Origin of the sequence: Paenibacillus sp. AK121, assembly GCF_019042715.1 — a bacterium.
Lineage (GTDB): Bacteria > Bacillota > Bacilli > Paenibacillales > Paenibacillaceae > Paenibacillus > Paenibacillus polymyxa_C.
In genome coordinates this window covers 43,477-69,227 of sequence record NZ_JAHPJM010000013.1, presented here as the reverse complement: position 1 = coordinate 69,227, position 25,751 = coordinate 43,477, and the positions used below count along the sequence as shown (strand labels likewise).

At 46.7% G+C, this 25,751-nt stretch carries 28 protein-coding genes and 1 pseudogene; 15 read left to right on the top strand and 14 right to left on the bottom strand.

The genetic code is table 11. From position 1 onward, the window contains the following. Positions 1–234 precede the first annotated feature (234 nt). A complete protein-coding gene (locus KSP24_RS20485) occupies positions 235–1,569 on the top strand; it encodes an SMI1/KNR4 family protein (RefSeq protein ID WP_216976456.1) in 1,335 nt (444 codons plus the stop codon). Positions 1,570–1,681: 112 nt separating this feature from the next. Here the strand turns inward: KSP24_RS20485 and KSP24_RS20480 are convergent, their stop codons facing one another. Further along, complete coding sequence (locus tag KSP24_RS20480; RefSeq protein WP_064964304.1) at positions 1,682–2,443, bottom strand: SDR family oxidoreductase; 762 nt, start codon at positions 2,441–2,443, stop codon at positions 1,682–1,684. Between the two features lie 288 nt (positions 2,444–2,731). Next, on the bottom strand, positions 2,732–5,167 hold the full coding sequence (locus tag KSP24_RS20475) for a UvrD-helicase domain-containing protein (RefSeq protein WP_064964305.1): 2,436 nt from the start codon (positions 5,165–5,167) through the stop codon (positions 2,732–2,734). 312 nt (positions 5,168–5,479) lie between these two features. On the opposite strand from KSP24_RS20475, the gene KSP24_RS20470 reads away from it, so the two are divergent. After that, positions 5,480–6,325: a zinc ribbon domain-containing protein gene (locus KSP24_RS20470; protein WP_216976454.1), complete on the top strand. Its 846-nt coding sequence runs from the start codon at positions 5,480–5,482 to the stop codon at positions 6,323–6,325. A 65-nt stretch (positions 6,326–6,390) separates the two neighbouring features. Continuing rightward, positions 6,391–7,179: a TrmB family transcriptional regulator gene (locus KSP24_RS20465; protein ID WP_216976513.1), complete on the top strand. Its 789-nt coding sequence runs from the start codon at positions 6,391–6,393 to the stop codon at positions 7,177–7,179. Between the two features lie 8 nt (positions 7,180–7,187). Here the strand turns inward: KSP24_RS20465 and KSP24_RS20460 are convergent, their stop codons facing one another. Further along, positions 7,188–7,820 carry an NUDIX hydrolase gene (locus tag KSP24_RS20460; RefSeq protein WP_025677106.1) on the bottom strand — a complete coding sequence of 211 codons (633 nt, stop codon included), beginning with the start codon at positions 7,818–7,820 and terminating at the stop codon, positions 7,188–7,190. Positions 7,821–7,992: 172 nt separating this feature from the next. Between KSP24_RS20460 and KSP24_RS20455 the strand changes: the two genes are divergently transcribed. Together KSP24_RS20455 and KSP24_RS20450 are read left to right on the top strand one after the other, a co-directional pair. Next, complete coding sequence (locus KSP24_RS20455; protein WP_013308601.1) at positions 7,993–8,286, top strand: hypothetical protein; 294 nt, start codon at positions 7,993–7,995, stop codon at positions 8,284–8,286. Positions 8,287–8,358: 72 nt separating this feature from the next. Further along, on the top strand, positions 8,359–9,060 hold the full coding sequence (locus KSP24_RS20450) for a histidine phosphatase family protein (RefSeq protein WP_216976452.1): 702 nt from the start codon (positions 8,359–8,361) through the stop codon (positions 9,058–9,060). Positions 9,061–9,144: 84 nt separating this feature from the next. Here KSP24_RS20450 and mscL read toward each other — a convergent pair whose 3' ends face one another. Next, positions 9,145–9,639, bottom strand: a complete 495-nt coding sequence (gene mscL, locus KSP24_RS20445; protein ID WP_013369231.1) for a large conductance mechanosensitive channel protein MscL — start codon at positions 9,637–9,639, stop codon at positions 9,145–9,147. 151 nt (positions 9,640–9,790) lie between these two features. Between mscL and KSP24_RS20440 the strand changes: the two genes are divergently transcribed. Both KSP24_RS20440 and KSP24_RS20435 read left to right on the top strand, forming a co-directional pair. Further along, a complete protein-coding gene (locus tag KSP24_RS20440; RefSeq protein WP_016819535.1) occupies positions 9,791–10,234 on the top strand; it encodes a carboxymuconolactone decarboxylase family protein in 444 nt (147 codons plus the stop codon). 18 nt (positions 10,235–10,252) lie between these two features. Then, entirely contained in the window at positions 10,253–11,182 is a 930-nt protein-coding gene (locus KSP24_RS20435; protein WP_025675808.1) for a sigma-70 family RNA polymerase sigma factor, read from the top strand. An 83-nt stretch (positions 11,183–11,265) separates the two neighbouring features. Here KSP24_RS20435 and KSP24_RS20430 read toward each other — a convergent pair whose 3' ends face one another. From KSP24_RS20430 to KSP24_RS20410, 5 genes are all read right to left on the bottom strand, one after another. Then, a complete protein-coding gene (locus KSP24_RS20430; protein WP_040102217.1) occupies positions 11,266–11,604 on the bottom strand; it encodes a DUF4870 domain-containing protein in 339 nt (112 codons plus the stop codon). A gap of 144 nt (positions 11,605–11,748) precedes the next feature. Further along, entirely contained in the window at positions 11,749–12,432 is a 684-nt protein-coding gene (locus KSP24_RS20425) for an MOSC domain-containing protein (RefSeq protein WP_043886083.1), read from the bottom strand. 459 nt (positions 12,433–12,891) lie between these two features. Next, the gene (locus tag KSP24_RS20420) at positions 12,892–13,173 is read right to left on the bottom strand and encodes a hypothetical protein (RefSeq protein ID WP_019686045.1); all 282 of its coding nucleotides are present in this window, start codon (positions 13,171–13,173) and stop codon (positions 12,892–12,894) included. Between the two features lie 30 nt (positions 13,174–13,203). Continuing rightward, positions 13,204–14,355, bottom strand: coding sequence for an MGDG synthase family glycosyltransferase (locus KSP24_RS20415; protein ID WP_216976450.1), 1,152 nt, complete (start codon positions 14,353–14,355; stop codon positions 13,204–13,206). A gap of 43 nt (positions 14,356–14,398) precedes the next feature. Continuing rightward, positions 14,399–15,436: a serine hydrolase domain-containing protein gene (locus tag KSP24_RS20410; protein ID WP_064964309.1), complete on the bottom strand. Its 1,038-nt coding sequence runs from the start codon at positions 15,434–15,436 to the stop codon at positions 14,399–14,401. 366 nt (positions 15,437–15,802) lie between these two features. Here KSP24_RS20410 and KSP24_RS20405 point away from each other — a divergent pair, with 366 nt between their 5' ends. From KSP24_RS20405 to KSP24_RS20395, 3 genes are all read left to right on the top strand, one after another. Next, on the top strand, positions 15,803–15,991 hold the full coding sequence (locus KSP24_RS20405) for a hypothetical protein (RefSeq protein WP_007428354.1): 189 nt from the start codon (positions 15,803–15,805) through the stop codon (positions 15,989–15,991). 101 nt (positions 15,992–16,092) lie between these two features. Beyond that, positions 16,093–16,875, top strand: coding sequence for a type I methionyl aminopeptidase (gene map / locus KSP24_RS20400; RefSeq protein ID WP_081275993.1), 783 nt, complete (start codon positions 16,093–16,095; stop codon positions 16,873–16,875). 183 nt (positions 16,876–17,058) lie between these two features. Continuing rightward, positions 17,059–17,571: a GNAT family N-acetyltransferase gene (locus KSP24_RS20395; RefSeq protein WP_025675803.1), complete on the top strand. Its 513-nt coding sequence runs from the start codon at positions 17,059–17,061 to the stop codon at positions 17,569–17,571. On the opposite strand, the gene KSP24_RS20390 is transcribed toward KSP24_RS20395, so the two are convergent. Together KSP24_RS20390 and KSP24_RS20385 are read right to left on the bottom strand one after the other, a co-directional pair. Beyond that, complete coding sequence (locus KSP24_RS20390) at positions 17,560–18,819, bottom strand: DUF438 domain-containing protein (protein WP_013369241.1); 1,260 nt, start codon at positions 18,817–18,819, stop codon at positions 17,560–17,562. The two genes, KSP24_RS20395 and KSP24_RS20390, sit on opposite strands and share 12 nt — an antisense overlap. Positions 18,820–18,833: 14 nt before the next feature. Continuing rightward, entirely contained in the window at positions 18,834–19,061 is a 228-nt protein-coding gene (locus KSP24_RS20385; protein ID WP_025675801.1) for a DUF1858 domain-containing protein, read from the bottom strand. Positions 19,062–19,298: 237 nt separating this feature from the next. On the opposite strand from KSP24_RS20385, the gene KSP24_RS20380 reads away from it, so the two are divergent. Genes KSP24_RS20380 through KSP24_RS20360 form a run of 5 tightly spaced genes read left to right on the top strand, consistent with a single transcriptional unit; the run spans position 19,299 to position 23,642 of the window. Beyond that, entirely contained in the window at positions 19,299–20,018 is a 720-nt protein-coding gene (locus KSP24_RS20380; RefSeq protein ID WP_025675800.1) for a hypothetical protein, read from the top strand. Between the two features lie 40 nt (positions 20,019–20,058). Continuing rightward, a complete protein-coding gene (locus tag KSP24_RS20375) occupies positions 20,059–20,460 on the top strand; it encodes a GntR family transcriptional regulator (protein WP_013369244.1) in 402 nt (133 codons plus the stop codon). 5 nt (positions 20,461–20,465) lie between these two features. Beyond that, complete coding sequence (locus KSP24_RS20370; protein ID WP_216976448.1) at positions 20,466–21,431, top strand: ABC transporter ATP-binding protein; 966 nt, start codon at positions 20,466–20,468, stop codon at positions 21,429–21,431. After that, the gene (locus KSP24_RS20365) at positions 21,428–22,330 is read left to right on the top strand and encodes an ABC transporter ATP-binding protein (RefSeq protein WP_013369246.1); all 903 of its coding nucleotides are present in this window, start codon (positions 21,428–21,430) and stop codon (positions 22,328–22,330) included. The genes KSP24_RS20370 and KSP24_RS20365 overlap by 4 nt, the downstream gene beginning before the upstream one ends. Further along, entirely contained in the window at positions 22,323–23,642 is a 1,320-nt protein-coding gene (locus KSP24_RS20360; protein ID WP_216976446.1) for an ABC transporter permease, read from the top strand. The genes KSP24_RS20365 and KSP24_RS20360 overlap by 8 nt, the downstream gene beginning before the upstream one ends. A gap of 211 nt (positions 23,643–23,853) precedes the next feature. On the opposite strand, the pseudogene KSP24_RS20355 reads toward KSP24_RS20360, so the two are convergent. The 3 genes and pseudogenes from KSP24_RS20355 to KSP24_RS20345 all read right to left on the bottom strand — a co-directional run. Next, positions 23,854–24,138, bottom strand: a pseudogene (locus KSP24_RS20355) (Tn3 family transposase); the annotation flags it as partial. 137 nt (positions 24,139–24,275) lie between these two features. Continuing rightward, on the bottom strand, positions 24,276–25,127 hold the full coding sequence (locus KSP24_RS20350) for an SPL family radical SAM protein (protein WP_165084247.1): 852 nt from the start codon (positions 25,125–25,127) through the stop codon (positions 24,276–24,278). 119 nt (positions 25,128–25,246) lie between these two features. Then, positions 25,247–25,687, bottom strand: a complete 441-nt coding sequence (locus KSP24_RS20345; RefSeq protein WP_216976444.1) for a YybH family protein — start codon at positions 25,685–25,687, stop codon at positions 25,247–25,249. Between the last annotated feature and the right edge of the window lie 64 nt (positions 25,688–25,751).

The window sequence follows — 25,751 nt, the reverse complement described above, 5'->3', positions numbered from 1 at the left end:
TCGTGCTCACTTCGGCCATCTTATTCCAATATATGAAACAGCATCACAATTTGGAGGATACGTTAACTCATTTTATGCGCGATCACTTTTCATACTTCAATTAAACAGTATCCAACGTATTATAAAAACTTACTTAAAGATACATATCAATGTAAAGAGGTAAGACCCATAAAGAATGAAATTGCTGGATAAGCAAATAAAGGAAGCTGGCTAAGTCAACTGGAGGGTGCAGATATGTGGTTTGGGAAGAAAGAAACGCAACTGGATCGAATAAAAGACAAACTGAATCAGGCCATGCACAAAGACAAGGATTTCTCGGTGTTTGGAGCATCCTCACATCAGTACAGGGTTAAAGAGAAGCTTACAGCAAAAGAGCTGGCGGACTGGCAAGCCCACAATCAAGTCACCCTACCCGAGCATTACGCGCAGTTTTTAACAAACATCGGCAACGGAGGCGCCGGACCCTATTATGGAGTTTATCCGATTGAAAAGGCAACTTCCTATACCGAGCACCAGGCACTCCTTGCAAAATCCGTTCTGCATCCCGGGATGGCCAAAGAGGAATGGAACCATCTGATTGAGCCCTTGACCAAGGATGAGGACATCCCTGATGAGGAATACGATGACGCCCGTAATAAGGTGCTGGGCGGCATGTTGTGCATAGGTACCCAAGGCTGCGAATACGACATGTATCTCGTACTTGAAGGGAAATACAGGGGGAGAATTGTGTACACCTCCGATTTTCATCCCGATCATCCCTTTTTCTTTGTCTATGAAGACAGCTTTCTGGACTGGTACGAGCGCTGGCTGGATGAAATTATTTTGGATTATGATATCGGGTGGTTTGGCAGTCGAATGCCGGGTGATGAGAATGCACTGATCCAGATGTATCAGAGCGCTCCAAACGAAGAAATCCAAGCAAAGGCGCTTGATGGAATGTTCAAGTTTAAGGAAGTTGCCCAGCCAACCCTTGGTTTTTTGAAAAACATTGCGGAGCAAAGCCCAAAAAATCGGACCACAGCTGTTTGGCTAATCTGCAAAACTTCTTTTGACAAGGGTAGAAAATATCTTCTGGAATTGTTGCAATCGGATGAACATAGGGATTTTCTGCAAGCTTTAACGATTCTGCACGCTTCCAGTAAAACAGCAAATTTAACGGAATTTATTCCAGTGATTTTGCAAAGTCTTGACAGGATTCATGACCCGGAAACGTTGCGTTATGCAGGATATATTTTAGAGGATTACGGTGAGATTACGCTCCGAAATTTTGCGCCTTTCTTGTGTCACGCCGACCCGAAAATGCAGACCACTGCCATCTATGCCGCGCGTAGTTGCGAAAACAAGCAGGGAAGCTGGCAGATCATTGAACAGATGTTGATAGGGGGCGACCCGCAGGTTCTGAAAAACATGATTTTATACTGGGGCATTATTCCACATGAGAAGTTGCTGCCTTACTATAAGGCGGTATGGCCGGAATATAAAAAAAATCCGAATTTCAAAGAAAAATTTATCGGTTGTTTGCGAGAACTACATTTGCCAGATGATTATTTCGATAAAGACGAATCGTGAGAAATGAGATTTGGGAATTATGATAACGTGCCAGCAAATTCTACAAGGTAAATCAATAAAAAGCGAAATAAAGGAAAGGGCCATCCCGCAAAAGGATGGCTCATTAAGCAAGTTATTCTATTGAGTTTTTCGTTGCCTTATACATATTTTCTACGTGTTCGTCGACTTCATTTCGTGACATGCGTAGGCGAGCCACAGAAGTACCATATCCTATTTCTATTTTACCTTCTTCTAATCCTTTGAAAATTCCATCTGCGAAGTCATCTAATGGTTCTCCTTGCGTGTGCAATCCTGCTCCACCTAAATCTGTATTCACTGCCGGAGGGACAACTTCAATTACCTCTACAGACGTATCAGAAAGTTGGTGTCTTAGGCTAATTGTAAATGAATGAAGTGCCGCTTTCGTTGCTGAATAAATCGGAGCAATCACAAACGGCGTAAAAGCTAACCCAGAAGTGACATTAATGATAGTCGCCTCTTCTTTTGTTGCAAAATATGGAGCCAGCAGCATGGATAGATGGAAAGGTGCTTCAATGTTAGTTGTGATTTCTTTACTGAAATAATCCCAATTGTTTTTTGCATCCGTTTTTAGAACGTTAAAGCGTTGTTGGATACCGGCGTTGTTAACTAACACATTTACTTCTGGATAGTTGGTTGTTACCCAATCCGATAATGCTATACGCTCGGATTCAATATTCAAATCACTTACATGAGTAATAAGGCTAGGCAATTTCTCTTTCGCTTTTTGAAGTACATGTTCACGTCGTCCAGAAACAATGACTTTATTTCCAGCTTTTAAAAATCGTTCTGCAAAAGCTAATCCTATTCCAGTACTTCCACCCGTAATTAGTATTGTATTTCCTGAAAGTTTCATTATATGTTCTCTCCTTTTAGGATTCAATTTTCAACGAAATTTATCTAGAATAAATGAGGGTTAACTTAGATAAAATGATATATAAAAAACGGCAGATTAGGATTTTATTCTCACATCCTAGTCTACCGTTTTTTATTTGATTTAGTCTGTCTAAAACTTATTTTTGCAGGGTGCCGGGAAAATGTACATTAGTGCTTTTTTGGATTCATTACAGGTCTGCACAAGCCGGACTGGAAATGACGAATGCAGTGGGAGTACAGCTCCATAGCGGCTATACACGCCTCGCACTTATCTGGCCGGGATGTTGCGCGTTCCCTCCGTCATCGGGGAGGAGCAAAGCGGACACACCGGTGGCGTGCCTGCACTGGCCGTAGTTGTGCGGCGTCCACCTACTGTGTCGCGCCGCATCCACGCCTTGCAGGCGGCGTCCGTGCATTTCCACACAGGCACATCGACGCGTGGCTCTGTCTGTGACCTAGCCGCCGCCGAGGCCGTCCGTGCTGTAGTGGCGGCTGGGGTTGACCCCGGTCTGCTGCTCACGCGGGTTGCCGTGCCAGACGCTGGCGAACCACCACCGGCCCGGCTGCCATAACCCGAAGTACCCTTTGGTTGGCCAAAGCTGCTGCGACGCGTGTCCGGCTTGGAAGTCTCGGGGGGAGTGACCCCATAGGCTTCCAGCAAGAAGCGAGACACGGCGGCAGGCTTGCCGTGATTGGAGGCGGGGGAGGTGATGTACAGCAGCTCCTTCGCCCGGGTGACGGCCACGTAAGCGAGGCGGCGCTCTTCCTCCAGCGCAGCATCGTTATCCACAGCCGTTGCGGGGGCGGCGCCTGCCCGACGATCCTCTGGCAGCTCGCTGTGTAGAGCCGAGCTATGCGGAAGGATGCCTTCACTTGCTCCGATCCAATATACGCAAGGGAACTCCAGTCCCTTGGCACGGTGGATCGTCATGAGCCGAACAGCATCGCTGTCTTCCTCTCTGCGCAGAGATTCCATCTGGCGGTGGCGCTCTGAAAGCTCGTCCGCAAAGTTGACGAATGCCTCTACCGTGTCAAAGCGCTTGGCTGCCGTTTCAAGCTCCTCCAGACTTTCTTGCATCGTTTCCTTATAATGTGTCCACGCGCCCGTATCTCCGCTTTCCAAATACTTGTCATAAAAGACGCGCCGCATTTCTTGAATGGCATAGGCAGGCTTCATGGTAGTGAGACTGCGAATCAACCGAATGCGTTCTTTCACCTGTTCACGCTGAAAATCACGTAGTCGATCCCAGCGGCTGAGGTGGATTAGCGGGTATTTTTTAGCCTGCTGTTTCTCTTCGCGCATAATCCATTCCATCCCAGCCTCACGGGAGACATACAGCGGTCCAAGGGTACTTGGAATGGATTCCATTCGACGGGGATTCAGCGACAAGCGCAAGTGATCCATTAAGGGACGAATCAGAGACTGATCGTAAAATACGGCTCCTGCTCCGTACTGAATAAATGGGACATCCCGCATAATTAATTGCTCAAAAATAGATCGGCTTCCGCTGGCTGTCCGATGTAAAATAGCGATATCCCGATAGCGAAGACGACCTTCTTCTACCTGCCCGAGCAGATGAGTAACAATATGTCCCGCCTCTTCCTCAGGCCCAGATGGGGTGGCAAACTGTGGCGGCAAGCCCTCACGCCCGGCAGCCGCAAGACGTTTGGAGCGTCGATGGACATTTTTGGCGACGATGTTGGAGCCCAGCCCCAAAATGCGTGCATCACTGCGATAATTAATATCAAGAGTAATGACCTTTGCATCTTTATAGACCTTATCAAACTCCAGAATGGATTCCTGGCGGGCTCCATTAAAGGTATAGATCGTCTGGTCATCATCTCCGACGACCATCAGATTGCGATGCCTCGCAGCCAATCGTTGCACCATTTCGTATTGCAGGGCATTCGTATCCTGAAATTCATCGACCATGATATAGGAAAAACGTCGTTGAAGCGGCAGAAGCACATCCGGATCACGCAGGAGAACGGAGGCACGCAGCAGAATATCGTCAAAATCCATTTTGCTCCGTTCCTGTTTCCACGCTTCATAGGCGAGCATGGCACGCTTGGCATCCGCTTCCTCGCGTATGGTTTCCGGCAGCTCATCTGCGCTACGGCCTTCCGCTTTCCAGGCGGAGAGGGCGGACAGCAGGCTTTCCGGCTGGAAAGCCTCACTCAGTCCAAGCTGGCGCAGCATCATTTTCATAACGGTATGCTGGGCCTGTGTCTCACCGAACACTTCATCTTGCACACCGCGATGTCGCAGCATCGCCAAAGCGAATGAGTGGAAGGTACGCGCCTGTACTGCGCGTGCAGCGGCAGGTCGCACACCGGGTAGTCCCGCGATGCGCAGCTTCATTTCGGCAGCTGCTTTGCTGGTGAAGGTTACCAGCAGGATGGACGATGCAGGGACATCCCGCATCGCCATGAGGTAGCCTGCACGGGCAGCCAGCACCGTGGTTTTACCGCAGCCAGCCCCTGCCAGGGTTAGAAGGGGGCCTTTACCATGGCGTACAGCCTGAATCTGCGGGCGGTTCAGATGAATGCCCGCGTTCTCTATAGCACGAAAATAAGCCGCGTCTTGGTCGGTGTCGGGTACCAGCGTTATACTGGTATCCATAGAGGCTCGACGTGCCTGAGGGCTCGTCGTTGAATAAGGAACCCCGATAGGTCGGGGGTAAAATGCAGGATTTGGGTTCATGATCCTGAAACCCCTTTCGTTCTTAAAATCTTCCATTTTCACAAATGGGGGTAGTTTTTGGTATGATAGAGTTCTAGTCAGCTTTAGTTGATGATAAGAACAAGGCGAATGGACTAAAAATGATGCTGAATTCATGCGGATCTAGAGCAGGAGCGTCAGAACGTTAATAGGTTGACGCCAATGCCTATAGCCTCAAACAGGCGATATGACCGCATTCCATTATACAGGAGTTCGAGGCTTGCCAACAGAAAAAAACTTTGGGATATACGGACGGTACAGTGAAATCCGGCTGGATATGGGGAGGAAATGACGATGAAGCTGATTCAACGTATAAAGGAAGGCGCTAATCGCGCAACAGAAAAGGCGCAGCATGCTGTCGAGATTAGTAAGATTAATTCGCAAATTACAACGATTCAGCAGGAAATGGATGTTCATTTCTTACGAATGGGTCAAATCTTTTACGAAGGCTACCGGGCATCCGATATGTCAGTGGCTGAAACCGAGATGACACAGTTGTCTACTGCTTGTGATGAGCTTCAGGATGAAATTGATGAGCTGCGCAGTAGAATTGCAGAATTGAAAAACGCCCATTTATGTACCTGTGGTGCAGTTGTGCCGCTGGATGCGAACTTTTGTCCCAAATGCGGACGCAAGTTAAATGGAGGACAGGCTGCCTCCAAGCAAGTAGCGGCCGTGCGGGAAGAGGTGCCAACAGACGCCTATTCTTTTGATCTGCGCAAGCCTGAGGCAGCGAAGGATGCTGTGCCTGCCTACATGGAGTATGCAGAAGATGAAGTAATCGATCGGCATGAACAGGATGAGCGGTATGAAACGCACGATCCAACGGAATCAGACCGCAATTACACGGTGTCTGATTTTACTCCGGAAGAAAAAGCGGCATTCGATGAAGAGTGGGAGCGCCGTCGTCAGGAAGAACTGGAGAAAGAACACCATCGTCTTGAAGAACTGGAACGTGAACGGGAGCGTCAGGAGGAGCTGGACGAGCGCATTCGATATTGGAAGGCCAACAATTCGGGGGCAGAGAAGCGGGCAACACCGTCAACGCAAATACGCGAAAATGTAAAATGCCAAATCTGCACAGCGGAATTACCCAAAGGCTCCAAATGGTGCCCGCGCTGTGGAGCTGAACAGATTTGACGCAGCCGAACAGGCTGCCGCAGGACACAGATATAACGCCGGGCAGCATAGGGGGAACAGAACATATGGAGCGTTTGCTGCAACATCTGCGGAATCTGGGTTTTACGGAGATGGAAGCCAAGGTGATGGTCGAGCTTTCGAGACAAAATGCGGCTTCCGGCTATGAAGTTGCTAAGCGTTTGGGGGCATCGCGCTCCAACGTGTACGCAGCTTTGCAGCGTTTGGCCGGGCAGGGATATCTCAGAGCGAGTGCGGGAGAGCCTGTACGCTACAGCATGCCGCCGCCGGGTGAGCTGACCCGAATGATCGAAGGGCAGATGCGGGAGTCCCTGCTGGCGGTGGAGAAGGAGATGCCACGAACAGAACCAGCCAAGCCGACCTTCTACAACGTGGAAGGTGACCGGAAGGTGCTGGAAAGTCTGACACGCGAGCTGGAACGGGCACAGCATGAGATTGTGCTGGATTTGTGGCGCGAGGAAGCCGAACTGTTGCGGGAAGCGTTGAAAAAAGCCGAGAGTCGGGGTGTGCGTCTGCTATGGTCCTGCGACAACGGAGAAAGTATGTTGGGACCGTGGCTACCGCGTGCGTCTGGTACAGACGGACAGGAAACGTCAGGGCGTAAGTTTTCCTTTGTTATTGATCGGCGTTGGTGCATGCTGGGTATGCGGGGAGAGAATTGCCCGACACAGGCGCTTATTACCGAGCATCCGGTGATGACAGGTTTGCTGCTTGATCATTTTGCCCAGGATCTTATTTTGTATGAGCTGGAGCATGATATGGGCAGCGAGCTGTCGACCCGATATGGCTGGCGGTATGAAAGCATTATCGGCAAATATATGTCAGCCGGAGAATAGTATAAGGATTACTGGGAGGGAAGTTCCATCAGGGCCCGGCATACAGATGTAATATAGCCCGCTTGATGAGGCACGAATTGATCCGGTGTAATCAGGCGGCGAGTTTTTTCCGGGTTCGGCCCTGACGTAATACCTTGGGCTTCGATAAATGGAATATGGCCTTCAAACAGGGCTAGTGCTTGGTCAAGGTCTGCTTCGTACAGTCCGGCTACTTCTTCCTGCTGGAGACAATAGGCTTCCAGGGGCTGGTTGGACAGCAGTCCAAACACCGAGCTGACCTCCCGATCCCAAAAAGAGGTGCCCTGTGCGGTACCTTTACTTTCATACCGAACGGTCATCAGTGGTGTTAAGGAGGTAAAGGGAACATAAATGCCTAGTTCTTCCTCCAGCTCGCGAGCCGCCTGGGACATATCTTCGCCTGAAGTCAAATGCCCGGCGGCTGTAATATCGTAGCATCCGGGAAAGGTGTCCTTTGTATCCTGACGCTGTTGGAATAGCAAGCGGCGGCCTGTCGAGGTGTCTCGTGCCAGCCAGCAGTGAAAGGTATGATGCCAGTAGCCCTTGGCATGTGCTTCCTGTCGGGAGGCTGTGCCGAGGGGGGTGTCTTCATCGTCGTAGATATCCAGAAGCTCGCTAGTCATCGTGATTCCTCCTATCATATGCAGAAAATCAAAGTCTACTTTACAGTATAACGTGTTTTCCGTTCTGACGATATGATGGACGATGTGGAATGCGGAGTAGCTTTTGGGGTATGCTGGGAACATGGGGATTTGCGCCATAACATAGCTTTATGATTGAAAGGAGCGATTTTACATGGAATGTATTGTACATTTCCGAGTTATGCATCCAGAGGAGCCCAAGGAACTGCGTGGGCTGATTATGCTGGAAAGCGGAGGCAAGCCGGGGATTGATCAAATAACAGATATGTTCAAGAATATGGGCTATGATGTGCGTCCAGACAATCCCGAGGAATTGATTTTTAAACCCGTCGATGCCAGAGCGAACTATACATATATCCGGGTAATTGAGCTGGATACGGGTGAGGAAGTTTATCAGGAAGACAGGGATTTGCGCGCGATTTTGGAAACCTTGCTGAATAAGCATTAAAAATTAGGAAAACTCACTGTTGGAATGAGATAAAGCGATCCTGTCGCCATTCATAGGAACGGAGAACAAATAATGAGATTGTATATTATCCGACATGCAGACCCCGATTATCCTAACAACACCATCACGCCAGAGGGTCATTTGGAAGCCAAGGCATTGGCCAAACGGCTGTCCAGTCACGGACTGGACCGTATTTACGTCTCTCCTTTGGGACGGGCCTTGGATACGATGCGGTACACCGCCGACTCTCTCGGTATGACTTATGAAGTGGAGGACTGGACGCAGGAGCTGGCTCTAAAGCTGGAGGATACTCCATACGGTCGTCTTTCCCATTGGGATTTGCCTGGTGAAGTGATTCGTTCCGGGTCGCCTCTGCCGACCCATGATTCTTGGAAGGAAATTTCCTATTATCAGGGGACGCAAAGTCCTGAAACCTTCGAGCGACTGAAAGTTCATTCTGATGAATTTTTGAAGCGGCAAGGCTTTGAGCGGGTGGAGGGCAGGTACCGAATTCTGAAGCACACGGAAGACAGGGTAGCCGTATTTTGTCATGGCGGCTTCGGGCTAACCTGGCTTGCACATCTGTTGGAACTACCGTTGGCTTTGGTTTGGTCCGGTTTCTGGATGCCGCCTAGCTCCGTAACCACCATCTTGTTTGATGAACGCTCCAAGGAATGGGCAGTTCCCCGTTGCATTGGCTTCGGTGATATCTCCCATCTGTACGCAGAAGGTTTGCCAGTCAGACCTCGGGGTATTATCACCAACTTCAATTAATGATTTTTAGAGCCATGCTAAAAACGGCTTAAGACGATGCACCGTCTTAAGCCGTTTGTTGTATTCATAGGAATGTAGTTCGAGTCAGCGTGCTTCAACGAATCCCTCTAGCTTGGAAGTGCAATGTGCACAGCGGGTAGCAGCTATAGGAATTTCGGACAGGCAATGTGGGCACTCCTTGATTGTTTTTTCCTGAGGAGGTTTTTCTTCCTCTTTGCGCTTCAGCATGTTAATCCCTTTGACCAGCATGAACACACAGAAGGCCACGATGAGGAAATCTAGCAGGACATTAATAAACTGACCATAGGCAAGGACCGCAATCCCTGCTTCCTTGGCTTGTGCCAAAGTCTTGCGTGTACCGTCAGCATTTAGAGGGTCGGCAGCTTGTAAAGCTACATATAAGTCTGGAAAATTCATACCGCCCAGAAGTTTACCAATCGGAGGCATAATAATATCGTTTACCACAGAAGTAACAATCTTGCCAAACGCTCCACCAATGATAACACCGACTGCGAGGTCAATCACGTTACCCCGTACAGCGAATTCTTTAAATTCTTTAATAAAACCTTTTCCACTCATGTGAGTGCACACCTTCTTTGCATAAAATCATTTATCTATAATACATGCTATGTCAATTGAGGGCAATTCCAAATTGATGTATTGCACTTTGTCACAAAATCACATGTTCATTTGTCTTCTGTATGTAAACCAATAATGGAGGCGATGTATCGTGAGTTTAAGATTTAACCACAGAGCAGTGAGTCCTAGTACATTCAAGGCAATGATGGAGATGGAAAAATATATTTCCGGTCGTTTTACAGACAAAGTATTGTACGAACTGCTGAAAATTAGAGTATCCCAAATCAATGGCTGTTCCTATTGTCTTGATATGCATGCAAAGGATTTGCTAAAACTAGGGGATTATGCTGACCACATTTTGCAGCTTGCTTTATGGCGGGAGGTTCCTTTGTTCACAGAAAAAGAACGTGCTATGCTTGAATTAGCTGAAGCGGTCACTCATATTTCAGAGCAAGGGGTACCCACAGACTTGTATAATCGAGTCAGAGAACATTTTACAGAGGAAGAGTATGTAGATTTGATTACCGCAATTAATGTGATCAACAGCTGGAACCGGATTGCCATAGCGACCGGGATGTATCCAGGCAGTCTTTAATGAACAGGGGGCTACACTTTGACTGGCAAAGAACAAGGGATTGAACAAGAATCGGTGGATGTAAGTCTGGAAGAGCTGTATCAGAAATATCGCAAATATTCTTTTGCCATTGCTTATCGCATGCTTGGAACGGTTACGGATGCCGAGGATGTCGTTCAAGACTGCTTTGTCGAGCTGGAGAATAAGCCCCTGAATGATATACAGAATCCCAAAGCATATGTAGCCAAAATGACGATGAATCGATGTCTGAATCTACTGAATTCTGCGCGTAAGCAAAGAGAGACATATGTAGGAGAATGGTTGCCGGAGCCGCTGGGTGAGAGTGCAGATCTCCCTGCCGATTGGCTGGAACGTAAAGATATGATTTCTTACGCATTTCTGGTTCTGCTTGAGCAGTTAAAACCGATAGAGCGAGCTGTTTTTGTGCTGAGAGAAGCTTTTCAATATGATTATAAAGAAATTGCAGAATTACTGGGCAAGACCGAGAGCAACTGTCGGCAGTTGTTCAGTCGTTCCCGTCGTATTCTATCTTCCGGAGAATCTGCTCCTGAAGCTCCAATCAGTCCTAATATAAATAACTCTTCCCGGGTAAAACTGCTAGAGCGTTTTACAACCGCTTTTCTCGCCTACGATGTGACTGCTATGCTGGAACTACTGGCTGAACAACCTATATTCGTGTCAGATGGTGGAGGTAATGTGCATACAGTGATGAGGCCGATGGTTGTACGCAAAGGCGTTCTCGCCCTGTTGACCTCTCGTCGGGTATTAACCGTTTTACGAGAAAGAGATGTGGTCCACACCGTCATTAATGGTGAGGTTCAGCTGGCATTTCTGAAAGACGGTGAAGTGAGAGAAACCTTATGCCTCATACTGACACCGGACGGGGAGCATATTCAGAATTTTTATTTAATGGTTAATCCAGATAAGCTGGGACACATCCATATATGACAGAAGAAGCTAGCGTAAAAAATGAACTGCCCAAACATAAAAAACCTTGATTCCTTGCTTAGGATCAAGGTTTTTTGCTGTTTTCATAACTGCCGAGCTTGATGAAGAGCCAGATCGCCTATCCAGGGAAGCTTGAGCCACTTTCCTTGTCCCGCACGAATTAACAAGATAATCCACAAGGCAAGGCTTGCCAGCGTTAGCAGGGAAGCGAGGAAAGGACCGAGTAGCGGAATGAATCCGACCAGCACATGTCCGATCATGAGGGCTACAAAAAGAAGTATGGATTGCAGTGCGTGAAATAATACGAATCGGCTTTTCTTTTCCAGCATGACAAAGGCCAGCGCGCCAATAAAGGCGAACAAATAGCACAGGACAGCTGCTATATTTTCATCCAATCCTGTGGAAGACTTATAGACTGACATGTCAGGCATATCCTCCTTTATAAAAGATTCAAGCTAAGTCTCCGTACTATACAAGCTATGAGGATAGGATTGAAGGATATGCCCGATCTCGGTAAAAAAGTTGTCTCTACACAAAACATACTAACTCATTGAACCACTTCCACCTTACGAATTGCCTGATAGTCTTTCCCGAGAATCCGTTTCGGTTCCCGCCAAACGTTTTAGAAACGTATTTCTCCAGTTTACGGACAATTCTTCCACTTCGAGAATTTGTTTAATACCCTCGATATGATCCTTCTCTTGATGCATAATTCGATTGGCAAATGAAACCGTAATTGCTTTCGGATGGCGATGAAGGAGGGATAGTCCGTCGGCTTTAGAGGCAACTCCCTCTTCCAGAACGCGGAAGTAGAATCCCGTGTAGCCTGTTTGCTGTACCTTCAATGGCATGTCCGGTACGCCGTACTTGATGGACAACTTGTAGCAAGGCTGTCTCGGCTGGCTAACTTGAACGATAGCTTTGCCAAGCTTAAAGACGTCTCCAATGCAAACGTCGGATTCTAGCAAACCCTTTATCGTTAAATTTTCCCCGAACGCGCCGTAATCGAGCGGTCTCCGCAATTCATTTTCCCAGAACGGATAGTGCTCGTAGGGATAGACGCATACAGCTTTCTCTTTACCCCCGTGATGAACTAGATCGCCCTGCCCATCCCCTTCGAAGTTTAGATAAGATAAATACAAATATTCATCTGTGGCCGACTTGAATATCCCCGTAGAAACGTCCTTCTGATTAAACTGGATCTGCTTGGGCATGCCGACATTAAGTGAAAGGATTTTAATAGATGCCATTCGGATCACCCCTACTCTTTTTACATTTCGGTAATTCCTTCTTTTGACTCTGTTCGTCCCCGTTTCCATTTTACACTCCTCTATGCGCTATTTGCGAATTTTTGATTAGTCTCCGTTAATGGGATAGAGTCCTGTTTGGGCAACTCATCGTTCCGGGAGCGATGTTCTCGTTCGAACATACCCGATCTCGGTAAAAAAATGAATTAGAGAATGTGTATAAAAATGCGAAAAAGGCTGAACGAAAAGAATTCGTTCAGCCTTTTAAACGGTTATGCACATGTTTTGCACATGTTGTATACACTTTATCCACCGCATATTAATATTTATCCACAGAAATAACATGATTTATACACAAATTGTGCACAATCTGTAGATAATATTACGATAATTCATACTTTGCACACAGTTTGTCCACAAACTATCAACATATTGGGTGTAATTGTGGATATACTTCCGTAATTATCGATCACCAGTTTTTAAATGGCGGCGTGGGTGCGTGATTTTACCCATTTTATTCTTGTCATCCTCTTTGGGGATAAGTCGTTCATCGGTACGTCCTTCGTGATGGTTATCAAAGGCATATTCGGTCATTTTCCACTCGGAAGTACCCAAAACAACATCAGCGGGAAAGTGCTGGCCTCTGTGCAAATGTTGCTCATGTCCATCCTCATCCACATAAATACCATCCACTTCTACCTTTTCACCCGTTAGTGGGAGTAAATCCTTTCCTTTGTGTTCCATTGGTATCCCCTCCGTCTGGCTTATTCTTCGTTAATTTGTCCGGACAGAGGTTCTTTTATCCACAAGCTGCAGTAAAATATCCTCGGCAATCTGGTCTGCGGGATGAGGTTTGCGAAGTAACTCAATCGCCTGCTTCATTTCCTTAGCAAGAGAGGGGGTGGAGATCAGATCCAGACAATGTTGAATCAGTTCCTCTGTTGTGCGAGCAATGCGGGCAGCTCCTTTTTGCTGCAGATACAGAGCATTATTTAGTTCCTGCCCGGGTACGGGTTTGAACACCAAGATAGGTAAACCCGATGCGATGCTTTCCGAGAGTGTGATACCACCGGGCTTTGTAATCACCAGATTGCTTGCTCGCATAAGTGCCGGGACGTAGTCCACGAATCCGTAGGTGTAGATGTCGGGGTGGTCCGCATACAGCGCATCCAATTCTGCTTTTAGCTGCTGGTTGCGTCCGCAGACGATCAGCAGTCGTAGCTGCGGAAGTCGGCTTAAATGACGACAGATATCCAGTATGCCGGATAACACACCATATGCACCTGCCATAATGAGCAACGTGGTCGTCTCAGTTTGTAACGGTGGGATTACCTGTTGCTGATCAGGGACTTCGTTGACAGATAGGTTATAAAAAGAAGCGTGAATCGGAATCCCGGTCGCGGCAATACGTTCGATAGGTATTCCTCGCTGTACGGCTTCCTGCTGAAGATCCTCAGTGGCTACATAGTAGCGATCAATATCGGGATGCAGCCAGCGCCCATGCAGGTCAAAGTCTGTAACCACGTTGACAATAGGCAAATTCATTCCCATTTTGCGGCGTAACGCCGGGAGAGCGAGCTGCGGGAACGTATGGATTACGAGATCCGGCAACTCCTTTTTCAGTGTGAGAGCAAGTTGACGCATTCCGAATGAATGCAACACATGGCCAAAGGCCGATTTAGCCTGCATACCGCGCGTGATGTTATAGACCCAGCCGTAAAGCTGTGGAATGGTTTTGAAGCTTTGCATATATACAAATTTGGTCAGCCCATTCAACCATGGATGTGATTCAGCCATCAGGTCGAGTAGTTGTACCTCGCAGTGTCCGAGTCTTCGCAGACTATCCATGATTGCCCGGGCGGCCTGCACATGGCCTTCCCCGTAGCTGGCGTATAATATTAGAATTTTCGGTGCTGAGACTTCCATGATTGTTTAGCCCCCTATATTCAATAAGCACATGTAGCTCATTTCAGGAACGTTCCAAGTTGAGGGAGGATACGGCTGGCAAAACGAAACGCTCTAGCAATGTTCGTGGGTTTTTCCAACGGTTTACCTTGCTGTCTGCTGTAAATACCACGACTGCATTCGCTTCCGGTATCAGATAAATTTGCTGTCCTCCATGTCCGTGTGCACACGCATAATCAATGCCGTGGAGTCGTCCAGTCCACCATTGGAATCCGTAATCTCCGAATTCCGGATAGCCTTCAATCTGTCGCTGCGTCGCCTCATGCAGCCAATCGGCTGGAATCAATTCTTTTCCACTCCAGATGCCTTGATGAAGGCAGCAATCGCCGAATTTAGCCATGTCTCGCGACGTCAGATACAGTCCGATGTGGCCCATGGTGTAGCCCTCTGGATCTTGTGCCCAACCACTTTTTCCGAACCCTAACGGTTCGAATAAATGCTGGAGAGCATAGGTATAGGCGTCAATGCCACAGCAACGGGTGAGCAGAACGGACAACAGATGTGAATCCACACTGCGGTATTGGAATACGCCGATTTGATCCTCCTGTACAGGTAAGCGTAGGGCAAAGGACGGCCAACTTTTGCTGCGATGAAAACGGTGGATAAAGGCTTCACCGAGCTTTTTGCCCGTCTGCCAATACAAGCCTGACGTCATAGTCAACAGATGACGAATTGTAATCCGTTCTAGCAGTGTTTCCTTCCGCTTGGGTAAATACTCAGGCAACAACTTATGCACAGCGGTCTCTGGTCCGGGCATATCCCCACGTGCCATAGCAATGCCGACGAGCGTGGAAGTGAAGCTTTTGGTTGCGGAACGCAAATCGTTCAGGGAGCTTGCTTCATGACCGTTGTAATAGCGTTCCCAGATCAGCTTGCCGTGGCGAAGCAGCAGAAAGCTATGCATTTTCGGAAATTTGGCTCGGATTTCGTGGTCTGCCTGATCAAGTAGGGAGGCATCGATGTCTTCCTCTTCACAAGTTCCGAGGTTCAGCGCAGACAGACGGGCAACAGGTGCAGTGAACAGTGGAGCATAACGGCTCATCCTTTTCCCCCCCTTGTTATGTTTATTTATTTTACCCCAAACACATACGCTCCAAAAGCCGATAAATAAGGTATATACCTCTATGCAGCAGCTAATTGAGAACTCCAAATGATATGAAGCGTAAAAGATAGGTAAAATCAATGTAAATTTACTGGAAAGCTGAAAGCTGTATCTGAATATGGTATAATGGGGTAGTGATTCAGCCAAAAGAAAATCGGTTAATAATAGTGTCAGGTACATGCCTCGCATAAGGCATTCCCGACCTAAGCTGCACTAGACATACTACTTCACTGCATAAGGACATCAATACTTTTCGGCATTCTCTTCAACGGAGCACTTATTTTCAACGTTTTGGGAGGGAGTTACATGGCAACGAAAGGTCATAATGAAGTTAAGGAAAGTCTGCGGGAAATGACTCGAATTTTCCGGCCTAAGGATCCCAAAAAATTTGTAAAGGAATATGTGCGAAAATACCGGATAACAGGAGGGTATGAGGAAGAGTTGACCATGGTGGTGGAAAACGAACTCGGCCGCATAAATTCTTCAGTATCTTAAGGGTTCGCTTACGAACAACTAGAAACACGACTTTTATAAACCGTCATCCACAGAGGAGACGGTTTTTTTGTGTCCGTCCTGCATACAATGGGATAGGTTTAGTGAATTTGTATGCTCAAAGGAGGCGGATTCCAATAGAAATAGCGATACGAACACCGGAGGAAATCGGCTACATGAGGGAGGCCGGACGTATTTTGGCAGATTGCCATCGTACGCTGGAAAGTCGTATTCTTCCGGGAATCACAACGCTTGAAATCGATGCTTGGGTGGAGCAATTTCTAAGCAAGCGTGGAGCTACGCCTGAACAAAAGGGCTATAAAGGGTTCCCTTATGCTACCTGCGCTTCGGTCAATGAGGTGGTATGTCACGGCTTTCCCTCGGAGCGGGTGCTTCATGACGGGGATATTGTGACCATCGACATTGTGGTCAACAAGGACGGGTGGCTGGCTGACCGGGGATGGACCTACGCAGTGGGTAACATCAGCCGGCCGGTAGCAAAGCTGTTGCGGCACACCCATAAGGCGCTAATGCGAGGCATCGACGTTGCCCGCCCCGGCAGGACATTAGGGGATATCGGGCATGCGGTGGGAAAAGCGGCAGGCTGGCGGCGGTACGGTAACGTCAAATCTCTGATCGGGCATGGGATCGGCCGCCAAATGCATGAACCGCCGGACGTTCTCCACTACGGTCGTGCCAGAACAGGATTGCCACTGCGCGAAGGGATGGTGATTACCATTGAGCCGGTATTTACCCTCGGACCCGAAGGCGCGGTGCTCTGGGGGGATGATGGTTGGACCATCAGCACAGCAGACGGCAGTTGGGGCGCTCAATATGAGCACACCATTGCGATTACAAAGAACGGTCCTTATATTTTGACCTCGTAAAAGAGTATTGTGCCATAGGGAGTCCAATGTGCGGGTCGTGTGCATAAGACTCTCTTGGTAAGTTTTTTAGCATGGCCTATCCACTTCACCAAACAATGAGCTTCTTGTTATAGATCATAGATCGAGATTCGGATCGTCGGTATAATAGGAGGCATAATATTGGAAACTAGGAGTGGAACCCACATGATGATCAGGGAAGCGATGATATCAGATGCCGAAGACATCGCCAAGGTGCACGTAGACTGCTGGAGAACGACATACAAAGATATCATGCCTGACGAGGTTCTGGAACGTCTTTCCTATGAACAAAGAATAGAATTATGGAATGCGAATCTATCTACTGAAGATGGTCACCTCGTATATGTTGCTGAAAATGAAAAGGGGGAAATTATCGGATTTGTGAGTGGAGGTCCGGAAAAGTCAGGGGAATATCCCCCGTATGGGGGAGAGATCACGGCTATTTATGTTTTGAGTGAATACCATAGTTTAGGGCTCGGCAAGAGACTTTTTCTACGCTTGCTTCAACATTTTAATAGTATGGATATTCACTCTGTCATGGTGTGGGTGCTGGCAGATAATCCAGCGTGTACTTTTTATGAAAGACTGGGGGCCAAGCCTATAGTAGAACAGCATATTATAAATATGGGTGGCAAAAACCTGAACATGGTGGCTTACGGCTGGCTGCTATTCCGATAGAATACGTTTTTGTCCTTCCAAGGCGCGAATAGGAGCGATATTTTGCGTGAATTCCAGCGTTCCCAGATAGCGTCCTTCGTTATCCCGAACGGCAAAATAACGGATGTAGACAAATTTGTCCTTGATTGGAATCCAAAAATCCTCAACATCCTTGCGGCCGGCCTTAAAATCCTCCAGCAGTTTCTCAACGACATGCACGCTTTGCGGCGGATGGCAATTTTGCACGGTACGACCAATGACGGCCTTTGTGCGGGCAAAGATCCGTTCTTTACCGTGAGAGAAATAGCGAACAACATCATTTTCATCGATAAAGGTCAGGTCCACAGGCAGATGATTCAACAGCAGTTCCAATTGTTGTACAGATACAATCCCTGTCTCAAATCGCACGAACCCTTGCGGAGTTCCAGAAGTGTCTTCTTTTTGCTCAAGGGCTTCTACAGGCTCCTCTGCCCGTTCAGGTATCCATTCACGCTCAGGAGCGGTCAGGCAGAAACCGATTTCCTCGCTTTCCCGGGCTATTTTTAGCCATTCATCCTCGGTCAGCTTACTGAGTGCCATCGGCAGCAAAATATTTTCTTCCTTGAATACCATTTCATTCACTTCGCTCATGATATGGGCAAGCGCCTTCCCGATCTGCTCACGATCTCCGTTATATTCGGTGAGCAGCTTCTTCGCATCCTTGATTGCGGCGCGAATGCCGTCGTCCACTCCCCACATTACTTTGGTTGGACCAAAGATCCCATAACGTTCTAGATAAGGAAATACTAGATTTTCTTTGCGGCTATAGTGTTTGTCTACATCCATTAGCAGACTTAAATCCTCAAGTAGCTTGTAAATAACCTTGGGACTGTCTTCTTTTTGAAATTGCTCTGCATGCAATGCCAGCTTAAAGTTGACTAGCCGTTCGATCTCGCGATTTTCCAGCTTGAAGGTGTGAACAGGATGTCCCGGTTGTTCCTCAGGTCCTGCAGGACGGTGAATATCCTCAATAGAGCCCTTGAATATCGACGTATGAACGGAACAGAGGCGCTGGACTTCCGACACCGGAATTCCTTCCTCAGTCATTAAGGCATGCTCCATCGCTGAAATTTCTGCCACGCTCACTCCACCAACAGCCTCTGCAAAACGAGCTTTGACTTCCTCCACGCTTTTCCCAGCATGTAGTTCTTTAATAATTTCCTTCAGTGTTCGCTGACGCTCCGTTAATTCCTGTGCTGTATGTTCACGGTTGTTAATTAGCTCGCTCATGATCGTTAACCCCTTTATTTTTGAATGGTAAAACCATGTTGCATAAACGTCTGCTGCACAGTTTCCATACCTATTTTCTTCAATGCAATTCCCTTGGACAGTGTCATAAAACGTCCTGCGGTTTGGAGCATACCGGGCTTGGCAATATCGTGAAAACCTAGTTCTACCATAATGTCCTTCACTTCAGGATGACGATTAACAAGGTTAAATATGGACTCATCCCAATGCAGTATTTTATCCATTTGTTCATCCCCTCGATTGAGAACGTTTTTCATTTACAGAGTAGCATAGGTCCAAACGAGCTATTGTGATTGTACGCACAATATTGTTCAGGTGGTTGACAACTGTAAATCTTGGTTTATATACTGTGTATAAGGATATATACAGTAATAACACTGAACACTGTCGTAACACCTTCGAAATGAAGAGCGAATGAGGTCGTTATTCAAAGGCAGTGCAGAAGGGATCAGGATAAGAAAATGACGATCATGAAGCAAGCATGGATGATTACCCGTCAGGATTTTCGCAAGAATCCATATGCAGCACTATGGACGTTGCTGTTTATTGCGTATTTGGGATTTACCATGAGTTTTGCAGTAAGTGTGCAATGGGGTGAGCATGCAGCCTTGAGTCCAGTAGCTGATTTCATCATGCTGACGTTGATTCCGTTTTTGGGGTTCATTTATAACCGTCGAGCGTTCAAATATTTGCAGGAAGATTCTTATACGCACATGCTAGCCTTTTTCCGCACCTTGCCTATACCGATGAAAGCGGTAATTATGAGTCGAATTCAACAGGCGGTGTTGGCGTTTGTTGCGAATAGTGTGATATTTTTTGCTCTTTTGTTTACGTTGTCAGGTACGCTTCGGGTATATGCCAGCACAGGTTTCTTTGTATCGTTTGCTCTGACCTGGATAGGCTACGGAATGCTCATTCAAGCCATTTATATTCACTTGGAATTTTTGAAAAGAGGAAAAGAGTACTTCTGGCTATCTATTGTGATCATGCTAATGTGCGGGATGGTTACGATTATAGCTCGAGTATGTGGGGCCAATCTGGTATCGATAACGGCTTCTTACAGTAAGGAATGGTTGCTGTTGTCCCCGGTGATGTGGGGAGCATTGTTAGCAGGAGTTCTGGCTATGTCAGTGTCCTATCGGGTGACACAGCGTAAACTCATGAAACGGAACTTAACTTAGAGTATGTGTACAAAAATAACAAAAAAGGGGGGGAAAGCAGGTGAATATTCCAGTGCAAATTGATGAGAATAGCGCGGAACCGCTGTATGCGCAGATTGAAAAGCAGCTTCGTTCACTCATAGTAACCGGACAAATTGCAGCGGGAACGCTGCTTCCCTCCATTCGTGAGTTTGCGGGGACGCTTCGTTGTAGTGTAATCACCGTCCGGCGGGTCTATCAGGATTTGGAGAACGAAGGCTTGCTACGTACCCGGCAGGGAACGGGCACCTTTGTCGCTCTGGTCGAGGATGATATGCGCTCAGGTTACCGCCTTAAAGCGGTGACCGAGGCATTGGAAACGGCGATTGCCACAGGCATCGCTGTACAGATGACAGAGCAGGAATTATTGGAGCTTTTTGCAGAAATGGTGAAAAGAAGGTATGAAGTCCAGGTGAAGGAGTGACAGCTGTGAACAATCATGTGGAAGTTCCTACGCAAATACAGAGGAAAGCACCAATTATTGAGATGAGCCAGGTCTATAAAACCCGGGGTAACCGGAATATTGGGCCGATTAATTTAACGGTTGAACCAGGATATGTGGTCGCTTTGGCTGGACATAACGGATCAGGGAAAAGCACATTGATTCATTTGCTGACTCAGCTTGTTCATCCGGATTCCGGTGAGATTCGTTGGTTCGGTCAAGCATACCCCGACGGCATGCCGGCAGATACACGACAATGGGTTGGGTATATACCGGAGCAGCCGGTTCGTGAGGAGGATCGATTAACGGCAGAAGCAGCAGCGGCTTTTCGAGCATTGTGGTATCCCGGCTGGGATGAAACACGTTTTCAGCGTTTAATGGACCGCTTTCAGGTTCCATCACATACGAAATTATCGCGTATGTCCAAGGGACAGCGTCGGAAATTCGAACTGGCTGCTGCCTTGGCGCCACACCCTCGTGTGTTGCTGCTGGATGAGCCTTCATCAGGTTTAGATCCTTTTGCTTGGAAAATCATGCTAGATGAACTGCGGGATTGTATGAAGAACGGCAAAACGACGATCATTATTGCTACCCATATCATGGACGAGATCAAGCGTTTGGCGGATTATATTGTCTTGATGCACGATGGCAGGCTGCTTGGCAAACTGGAAAAAGACCATCTGCTCGAAAATGGCAAGGAAATGTGGTTTGAAGGTACACCAGAGGAGGCATCGGAGCTTCCGGGAGTTGTAGAGACGGAGAGTGATGGGAATTTACAGCGAATTATAACGCTGGCAGCCGGGGAGGCCAGTGCTATATTGGAACAAGCGGGGATTCGCCCCATCCGTGTGCGGCGTCTGGAACTGGATGATATTTTAATATATTGGTCTGCAGGACAAATATCTGCGAATGCAGAGACATTTATGGAGAAGGAAGGGGTAAAACAATCATGAGTATGCTGCAATTGGAAAAGGTCGTGAAGCAATATGGGAACCATACGGCGGTAAATGGAATATCGCTGAATGTGAACGGCGGCGAGATTTACGGACTGCTGGGAGGCAATGGAGCAGGCAAAACGACAACGATGCGCATGGTGCTCGGTCTGATTTACCCTGACGGGGGAAGCATCCAATATGAGGGCAAGCCCTACAGCAAGGAGCTTCAGCGGACAATGGGCTATTTGCCCGAAGAGCGTGGGTTGTACCCCAAGGTGAAGGTGAGCGAGCAAATTAACTATTTGGGCAGGCTGCGCGGAATGTCGGCCAAGGAGGCAGACAAAAGTCTACGCTACTGGCTGGAGCGCTTTGGAGTGCCGGAATATTATGACAAGCGGATTGAGGAGCTATCCAAGGGAAATCAGCAAAAAATGGGTTTTATTGCCGCGGTTGTGCATCGCCCAACGCTGCTCATTTTGGATGAGGCCTTCAGTGGACTAGACCCGGTGAACGTCGAATTACTTAAGGATACGGTGAAGGAATTACGGGATGATGGGGCTGCGATTTTATTCTCAACCCACCGTATGGAGCATGTGGAGGAACTGTGCCGACATATTACGATTTTGCATCGCTCAAATACTGTGGTGCAAGGAAGTGTGCAAGAGATTAAAGGCCGCTATCCACGTGAAAAAGTTCGTCTCATCACTACGGGTGAAGTGAGCGGGCTGGAACAGCTGCCAGGCGTACGCAGCATAGAGAATATGGATCGTGGCTGGATGCTGCATATTGAGCAGCCGGCTGCGGCGAAGTTAATTTTGCAAACAGCGTTGGGGCAAACGGATGTGGAGCATTTTGAGATCAAGGAACCTACGCTCAACGAAATTTTCATAAGAGAGGTGGGGGATTCCCATGAATAGACTAGGTACGGTGATCGGTTTTACGTTTCGTCAGAAGGCGAGGACCAAATCTTTTATCATTACGACACTGGTACTGGCCTTGCTTATTACGGTTGGCATGAATCTGCCATATTTGATTTCTTTGTTTAAAGGAGAAGGGGCCGGAGGTTCCGGTACAACGGCAGCTGAGCATCAACGCTTGGGGCTGATTGCCGGGAGCCAGACAGAAGTGGCGAATCAGCTGGAGCAGTTTACCAAGGAGCAGTCCAACCCGGCAGCCATCTGGGTACGTTATGACAGCGTACAAGCGCCAGCAATGCAGCAAGCCTTGAAAAATGGGAAGCTGCAAGGTTACGTGCGGTTTACGGAGCCTGCCGCCAAGGGAGACACATTTCCCAAAGTGGAGTACGTCTCTGTAGAAAAAGAGCCATCTCCGGCTGTAATCACATTGGTGCAAACGGGACTTCAGGAAGCAAAGGTCAAGGCTATTATAGGCAATAAATCGTTGACCAGCGATCAAATTCGTGAAATCAGTACACCTGTAATGGTGGATAGCAAAGAAGTAGACAGTCCATCTGAACCAGGGGGAGCTGTAGGGACAGAGGAAAAAGAAACCTCAATGATTAACTATGGTTTGGTCTATGTATTGATGATATTATTCTTCACCTCTTCCATGATGACAGGGAATATGATTGCTGCAGAAGTAACATCGGAAAAAAGCTCACGGATCATGGAGATTCTCATCACAAGTGTTTCGCCGTTGACCCAAATGTTTGGGAAAATTATCGGCATCTTCCTGGTTGGTCTGCTGCAAATTGCTGTTTTTGCAGCCGTTGTGTGTGCCAATCTTATGCTGCCGCATAATAATGTGATCCTTAGCTCTGCCGGGCTGGATCTGTCGCAACTGAATATCGCGGTGCTAGGATATGGTCTCATATTTTACATCCTTGGCTACTTTCTATATGCAGTACTGTTCGCTGCGGTGGGCTCCATTGTTAGCCGTACCGAGGAGTTGGGGCAGGCCATTATGCCAATTACCGTGCTGTCACTGGCAGCCTTTTATATCGGTATCTTCAATATCGCCGCACCTGATACGATTTTCGTTAAGGTGGCTGGGTACATTCCATTCTTTTCTCCTACCGTTATGCTGTTGCGGATTGGTCTGGAACGGGCGAGCTTGCTGGAAATCTGGCTGTCACTTGCCATTCTGGTTGTTTCCATTTTGTTGTTCGGTTGGTTGGCCGCAAAGATCTATCGTACGGGTGTCTTAATGTACGGGAAACGACCTTCATTCAAAGAGCTAAGAAAAGCAATGAAGGCTTATAAGATTTAAAAAATTAAGAAAACGTGTCCGAATATAAGAAGGTTGTGTACAGACAATAAAGTTGTATACTAATTATTAATGACGGATAACAAGAATATCTCTTCATAATAAGTATTTAATAAAAAGCCCGATGAGCACGTATCATCGGGCTTTTTATTAAATTCAGAGGGTGACTGCTTAGGTTTCAATCAGAGCGAATATAAATTGCATAACAAGTCAAAATCTTTTGAATCTTTTCCTGTTGGGGAAATCCGAGCAAATGCGTTAAACCAAAGACTTGATCGGTGTAACCGGCTGTATCCGTATAATGCACCTCGATGGCCAAGTCCGTTTCATGGTGGAGCAAACCGTCGATGACGTGTACGGCATCCCAAGTGTTCGTATTGATGACTTTCGTGTAGAAAGAGGAGAATTGGTCGCTCACGAACCGATAAATCGTAGCTCCTTTTCCCGTCCCGTAATGGGGATTCGCATCTACGTGAAGCGTCGAAACTCCAATCTGGACGGTAATTCTATAATTTAAATTATTTTACATACACAAAGAGCAGCCTGTTTAGTTGCTCTTTGTGTATGTAAAACATATTGAGTTTTCATCAATTGAATCTCCTAATAGAGAATATGACTGTCCCATTTTTTTGTAGATTAATCAATTGTACATATTTTCCCCTTTAGAGGATACTCTCTACTAGAAGATAAGAATATAATCTTTTCGTCAAAATATTTATTAAAATAGTTGTTCGTTTTTAAATGAATATCAGGCTGATACCATTTAGAAAACCCATTTCGCTGAAACAACAAAGGCATACCCAATTGCTCGGATCGCTTCCCCTTTAAACCATCTCCAATGTTCAGCGAATCAATATATATTCGATCAACAATCCCCTGTAATCTTTTGGGGAAATCTGGCGTGAAAGGCAAAAGAGGAGAAATGGATGCCTGTGTAGCAATTCCTGCTGCATGGACATTTCTAAGAGCCTTTAAGCGCAGGTTGATCCCTGGAGCTAAAGGTGCAAAAAGTCGCTTTACATCTTCTCGGTCTGTTTCAATAGTCATAGAAACTAATAACTCACAACGTTGTTGCAATTCTAATAGTATATCGAGGTCTCTAACCACCAGAGGACTTCTTGTTTGGATTTGAAGGAAATCCGGTGGAGATTCAATCATCTCCGTTAATATTTTTCTTGTGATCTCAACCTTACGCTCGATGGGTTGGTATGGATCTGTAGCAGTAGACATGAATATATTGATAGGTTTATTTCTTCGGCGAAGACTATTAATTTCTTTACTATAGTTTTCAACAGCGTTAAGTTTAATATCAATCCATTCTCCCCAAGGAATATCTTTATATTTTTGAATGGGCATTTCTCTAACATAGCAATAACTACATCCAAAAGCACAACCACTGAAAGGATTCAAAGAGTGAGTAAATCCAACAGTAGATGCTCCTTTGGTTTCGCTCAAAATTTTTTTTGCCATCGTATTATCAATCTGCATGTTGGATACCCCTTCATTTTAAATATTTACATAAATGAAATTCCGAATGAACAGAAACTCCCTCCATCAGTTCAACTGATAAAGGGAGTTTCATTAATTATAGTAAAAGGTGTGTTTATTTAGAACGCATCAAGACCCGATATAATCCCAGGATGGCGGACAAAAGACCAATGGGAATGTACTGTGCGCCATTCGCCATTAATTAAACGAAAAACTTCAGTAGTATTCCAACTTTTTTGAAGTTTTTCTTGTCCATCTTCTCCTGCTACGTAATTGTGTAAATTATAACTCAACACAGCCAAATCACCAGCTTCACTGACAGCGACATCGGGATTGAGATATTCACTCCGAATAATATTAGGATTTTTATAGCGTGACAAAATATGTTCTCTCATCGCTGAATTACCTACAATAAGTTTTTCAGTCACAGGATCGAAGTATGAAATATCATCACTGTAACTATCCAGGTACCCAAAGCAGTCTCCTTGATTCCACCGTTCATTATTGGCGCGTTCTATATTCAATACAGTGTCAGCTACTTCTTTGATATTTACACTCATTTTTTTTACTCCTTTTTTTTAGATGTTGGAAATGATATGATCATTTTAGGTCATTCAACACAAA

What these genes read in the sequence shown, in the direction of transcription:
- KSP24_RS20390 (WP_013369241.1), bottom strand. Translation starts at nt 18,819, where the DNA reads ATGAGCGAGCTAATTAACAACCGTGAACATACAGCACAGGAATTAACG.
- KSP24_RS20475 (WP_064964305.1), bottom strand. Translation starts at nt 5,167, where the DNA reads ATGAACCCAAATCCTGCATTTTACCCCCGACCTATCGGGGTTCCTTAT.
- KSP24_RS20485 (WP_216976456.1), top strand. Translation starts at nt 235, where the DNA reads ATGTGGTTTGGGAAGAAAGAAACGCAACTGGATCGAATAAAAGACAAA.
- KSP24_RS20460 (WP_025677106.1), bottom strand. Translation starts at nt 7,820, where the DNA reads ATGACTAGCGAGCTTCTGGATATCTACGACGATGAAGACACCCCCCTC.
- KSP24_RS20395 (WP_025675803.1), top strand. Translation starts at nt 17,059, where the DNA reads ATGATGATCAGGGAAGCGATGATATCAGATGCCGAAGACATCGCCAAG.
- KSP24_RS20465 (WP_216976513.1), top strand. Translation starts at nt 6,391, where the DNA reads ATGGAGCGTTTGCTGCAACATCTGCGGAATCTGGGTTTTACGGAGATG.
- KSP24_RS20425 (WP_043886083.1), bottom strand. Translation starts at nt 12,432, where the DNA reads ATGGCATCTATTAAAATCCTTTCACTTAATGTCGGCATGCCCAAGCAG.
- KSP24_RS20450 (WP_216976452.1), top strand. Translation starts at nt 8,359, where the DNA reads ATGAGATTGTATATTATCCGACATGCAGACCCCGATTATCCTAACAAC.
- KSP24_RS20480 (WP_064964304.1), bottom strand. Translation starts at nt 2,443, where the DNA reads ATGAAACTTTCAGGAAATACAATACTAATTACGGGTGGAAGTACTGGA.
- KSP24_RS20385 (WP_025675801.1), bottom strand. Translation starts at nt 19,061, where the DNA reads ATGGATAAAATACTGCATTGGGATGAGTCCATATTTAACCTTGTTAAT.
- KSP24_RS20380 (WP_025675800.1), top strand. Translation starts at nt 19,299, where the DNA reads ATGACGATCATGAAGCAAGCATGGATGATTACCCGTCAGGATTTTCGC.
- KSP24_RS20420 (WP_019686045.1), bottom strand. Translation starts at nt 13,173, where the DNA reads ATGGAACACAAAGGAAAGGATTTACTCCCACTAACGGGTGAAAAGGTA.
- KSP24_RS20430 (WP_040102217.1), bottom strand. Translation starts at nt 11,604, where the DNA reads ATGTCAGTCTATAAGTCTTCCACAGGATTGGATGAAAATATAGCAGCT.
- KSP24_RS20365 (WP_013369246.1), top strand. Translation starts at nt 21,428, where the DNA reads ATGAGTATGCTGCAATTGGAAAAGGTCGTGAAGCAATATGGGAACCAT.
- KSP24_RS20470 (WP_216976454.1), top strand. Translation starts at nt 5,480, where the DNA reads ATGAAGCTGATTCAACGTATAAAGGAAGGCGCTAATCGCGCAACAGAA.
- KSP24_RS20350 (WP_165084247.1), bottom strand. Translation starts at nt 25,127, where the DNA reads ATGCAGATTGATAATACGATGGCAAAAAAAATTTTGAGCGAAACCAAA.
- KSP24_RS20410 (WP_064964309.1), bottom strand. Translation starts at nt 15,436, where the DNA reads ATGAGCCGTTATGCTCCACTGTTCACTGCACCTGTTGCCCGTCTGTCT.
- mscL (WP_013369231.1), bottom strand. Translation starts at nt 9,639, where the DNA reads ATGAGTGGAAAAGGTTTTATTAAAGAATTTAAAGAATTCGCTGTACGG.
- KSP24_RS20360 (WP_216976446.1), top strand. Translation starts at nt 22,323, where the DNA reads ATGAATAGACTAGGTACGGTGATCGGTTTTACGTTTCGTCAGAAGGCG.
- KSP24_RS20405 (WP_007428354.1), top strand. Translation starts at nt 15,803, where the DNA reads ATGGCAACGAAAGGTCATAATGAAGTTAAGGAAAGTCTGCGGGAAATG.
- KSP24_RS20345 (WP_216976444.1), bottom strand. Translation starts at nt 25,687, where the DNA reads ATGAGTGTAAATATCAAAGAAGTAGCTGACACTGTATTGAATATAGAA.
- KSP24_RS20455 (WP_013308601.1), top strand. Translation starts at nt 7,993, where the DNA reads ATGGAATGTATTGTACATTTCCGAGTTATGCATCCAGAGGAGCCCAAG.
- KSP24_RS20415 (WP_216976450.1), bottom strand. Translation starts at nt 14,355, where the DNA reads ATGGAAGTCTCAGCACCGAAAATTCTAATATTATACGCCAGCTACGGG.